The organism is Novosphingobium album (ex Hu et al. 2023), from assembly GCF_022832385.1.
Lineage (GTDB): Bacteria > Pseudomonadota > Alphaproteobacteria > Sphingomonadales > Sphingomonadaceae > Novosphingobium > Novosphingobium album.
Genome location: NZ_JALHLE010000061.1, coordinates 1 through 825 on the forward strand (window position 1 = coordinate 1; position 825 = coordinate 825).

The window sequence follows — 825 nt, forward strand, 5'->3', positions numbered from 1 at the left end:
GCGGTCGGTCGTCCGAGGGCATCAGCCAGGTTCACGCCCCAAAAAGACGCCCGGCAGATAGGCATCATCTGGGTCCATTCAGCCGTTTTGGGCTTCGATCATCATCGGGAGTGCGCGGATGCGCTGGCCCGTGGCGGCATGGATGGCATTGGCGAGCGCGGGGATGACGGGTGGCAGGGCCGGTTCGCCGAGACCGGTGGGCGGGAATGGCGAGGTCACGAACTTCACCGCGACGTCCTGCGGCGCCACGTCGATGCGCAGGAGCGGGAAGCTGTCGAAGTTCTCCTGCACGATGGCGCCGTCCACCTGATCCACCTTCTGCCCGATCGTCGCCTGGGCCAGGCCTTCGATCGCCGCGCCCTGCACCTGGTGCAGGGCGTTGACGGGGTTGATCACGTGGCTGCCGATGTCACCCGCCACCCAGATCTTGTCGACCTTGATGGTTCCGTCCGCGGAAACCGTGGCGTCGACCACTTCGGCGAAATAGCCGGCGTGGCTGAAGTAGAACCCGAAGCCCCTACCCTTGCCGCTGCCCTTGGTGCCGGACGGGCGCTTACCGTCCCAGCTGGCGAACGCGCAGACTTCCTCGATCACCTTGCGCGCGCGGCCGGTGTTGAACTGGTTGGCCCGGCCCACCTGGGGCAGCATCCGGTCCTTGCCGAGAATGCGTAGCACGAAAGTCGGCAAGTCCATCCCGGCGGCTTCGGCAAGCTCGTCGAGGAAGGACTGGAAGACGAAGCCCATGGCATTGGACGTCGGTGCTCGCAGCCAGCCGGTCGGCAGGTTGGTCGGCAGATAGGTCGCGCCGAAGTGGACATCGGGGAC

Annotated in this window: 1 protein-coding gene; it reads right to left on the reverse strand. The window is 66.2% G+C overall.

Going from position 1 to position 825, the window contains the following annotated elements:
• Positions 1 to 78 precede the first annotated feature (78 nt).
• Positions 79 to 825 (reverse strand): molybdopterin cofactor-binding domain-containing protein (locus MTR64_RS21160; protein WP_243996552.1); only part of this gene is annotated, 747 nt, incomplete at its 5' end.